The sequence below is a fragment of the uncultured Thiodictyon sp. genome (genome assembly GCF_903828115.1).
Classification (GTDB): domain Bacteria; phylum Pseudomonadota; class Gammaproteobacteria; order Chromatiales; family Chromatiaceae; genus Thiodictyon.
In genome coordinates this window covers 1-2,793 of sequence record NZ_CAIKKU010000044.1, presented here as the reverse complement: position 1 = coordinate 2,793, position 2,793 = coordinate 1, and the positions used below count along the sequence as shown (strand labels likewise).

The window sequence follows — 2,793 nt, the reverse complement described above, 5'->3', positions numbered from 1 at the left end:
CCCCCGGCCGCGACGGGTTGCCGCGAGGGCGGGTGGCCGCAGTTATGACCAAGGCCCCGAGATAATTTAGCGAGAGAATCCTCGCGGGTATCGTAACCTCGACAACGACAACGACAACGACAACGACCGCGACGCCGAAGGCATTCCCTAATTGACTTGTTTAGGTTATTGGTGAACCGTTCCTAATCCTGTCTATTTACTTGCAGCCGGCTGGAATGCCGCCCAGGAACCATGCCCAGACCCACCCTCCTGATCGGCTTCGGCGCCTACGGCCTGGATGCCCTGCAGCGGCTGCTGCATCAATCGGCCCTGCGCGGCGTGCTGCGGTGGCAGGAGACCCAGAGCGGCGGGATCGCCTCGGCCCAGCGTCACTTGCGCGACCTGGCCCTGCTGGCCCTCCCGGACCCGTTCGAGCGCTCGGCCGCCACCGCGCTGGGCGGCGCCGGTGCGCCGCAATTCCTGACCGATCTCTATCGCCAGATCAAGGCGCCGACGGCGGACCACAGGACCGAGCCGGGGTTGGCGGCGGTGCTGGTGCGGCGCATCGCCGATGAGCTGGTCGCCCAGACCAGCTTTGATCGGCGTGACCCCGTCGGGCTCGACCTTATCGTCCTGGCCCGCCCCGGCGTGCCGGACGCAATCCCGCACCTCGATATCCTGCTCCAGCACTGTCTGGAGTCCCTGGCCGACTCCAGTTTCTTCAAGGTCGCGGTGCAGGGGGCCGCGAATCTCAACTGTATCCTGATCCTGGACTTCGACGACTACTGGCAGGGCGCCGGCGCCCCGGCGGCGGTCGCGACGGCACGGTCGCTGCGCGCGGCGCTGCGCAACTCCATGCAGGGCTGGGAGCGTCGGCGCGCGGAGCGACAGGCGGGCGTGGAGCGCTGTTATCTGGTGGATGGCCGCACCGCGGTCGGCTACCGCCCGCCCCATGTGCGTCTCGACGAGGCCGTGCTGTTTCTTGAACTGCTGCTGTTCGAGGGTCTGCGCACCACCCGGCAGGCGCTCTATCAACAGGCGTCGCTTGTCCAGCCGGTCACCGCCACCTTCGGCATTCGCCTCTTGGAGGAAAGCACCCTGGTGCGCAGCCGCGAGGCGGCGGCGACCTTCGGGCGCCGCTGGCTCGACGCCCTGATCGGCGACCAGGAGCAGTGCCCGGACCGCCAGGCACGGCGGGTGCGCGAAACCCTGGCGCCGTTGCGCTGGGAGGCCATCGAGCGGCGCATCGATGACGGCCGCCTGGAGGACCTGTTCGAGGTCCGCGCCGAGCAGTTGGTGAGCGCCCTGACGGCCGTGCCGGAGCCGCAGACCGCCGACTGGGTGGACCGTGTCCAGGAGGTCTTCGCCCGTGAGCGCCAGGCCCTGGGGCAGGCACTGGACCGGGCCGGCTGGGAGATCGTCACCGCCATCAAGGAGGCCCACCTCAAGGACCTGGACCAGCGGGTGGTGGACGCGGTGGACGCCGACCTGCACGACGACCGGGCGCCGGCCTCGCTGACCCTAGTGCGCGCCGCGCTGGACGAGGTCCGCCGGGGACTCGCGGACGGGCCGGACCGCGGTCGGTTGCCGGTCGCGCAGAGCACCGACCCGCTGCAGCGCCTGGGATCGCTGCACCGAGAGTATCGCGCCCAGCTCGATGAGTGGTTGACCAGCCAGGGCCGGGGCCTGCAATTGTTTTGGCCCCTGTTCGCCCTGGTGCTCGCCCTGGGGCTGGCCGTCCTCTTGGTGGGGCTCGTCTATCAGATCAACCCGCCGGGTCGGGACTGGCTGGACGCCCTGGTGCAGGCGCTGCGCACCGTGAATCATCCACTGTCCTGGACCCTGGTCTGGTTCATACTGCTCTGGGCCGTCCTGGCCCTGCGGGTCCAGCCGCTGATCACCGGGCGTATCGCGCGCGCCCAGCGCTTTTACAGCAGTGCCCAGCGGGGCCGCTTCCACGACCACCTGCGTGACCTGGTGGACCCCTTGCGGGAGTCGCTGTTGGCGCGGGTGCGCCGCAACCTGCGCGCCAGCCTGACCAACGAGGTGCAGAAGACCCTGACCCGCATCGGCGAGCGCCTGGCCGAGCGCGGGCGCGAGATGGTCTGGCTGCGGCGCCAGCTCGCCGAATTCCTGCGCCTGAGCAGTCAGCCGGCCATGGCGGTACGCCACTGGGTGCGGGGCGCGGCGGGCCTCGAGACCATCATGGCGGTGCGGCCGCTCGAGCGGATTTGCTACCCGCAGGACGACCTGCCCCGTCCCTTCGCGGGCTGGAGCGAGCACTACTGCGACGCCTTCCTCGATCCGCTGCGCTTCATCGATATCCTGAGCAAGCGCTATGCGGATGCCGAGGATGAGGAACAGGCGCGGCGCGCCGCGGCCGATGACTGGCCGCAGCGGCGCCGCGAGCTGATCGACTTCATCGACGACAGCAAACTGGCCCCCGCCTGTCGCTTCCTGCAGGATACCGGCGTCGCGCAGGAGCGCCGCTGGTGCATCGCCGCGCCGCGCTGGCGCGCCATCCCGGGGATGGTCGATGAGCTCAACAACCGGCTCGGTATCATCGCTGAGGATATCGTGCCCGCCGCCGACCGCTCCCGGGTCTATCTGCTGGTATTGCAGACCGGGGTGGCGGCGGTCAATCTGGAGCGGGGGGAGGGCTCGGCCGGGCCTTGAGGGTCCCCATTGATTAAACACAAACACAATCGTTGGCGTTGGCGTTGTCGTTGTCGTTGTCGTTGTTGTTGTCGCTGTCGTTGTCGCTGTAGTTGTTGTCGTTGTTGTCGTTTTTGTTGTTGTTGTTGTTGGTTTTTT

1 protein-coding gene is annotated in these 2,793 nt (G+C 68.4%); it reads left to right on the top strand.

Annotation, left to right across the window (positions count from 1 at the left end):
* Positions 1–231 precede the first annotated feature (231 nt).
* Positions 232–2,655: a hypothetical protein gene (locus QZY48_RS01635; RefSeq protein ID WP_295426850.1), complete on the top strand. Its 2,424-nt coding sequence runs from the start codon at positions 232–234 to the stop codon at positions 2,653–2,655.
* The last annotated feature ends 138 nt before the right edge of the window (positions 2,656–2,793 follow it).

Excerpts from the sequence above, each read along its gene's own strand:
- QZY48_RS01635 (WP_295426850.1), top strand. The coding sequence starts at position 232 with ATGCCCAGACCCACCCTCCTGATCGGCTTCGGCGCCTACGGCCTGGAT.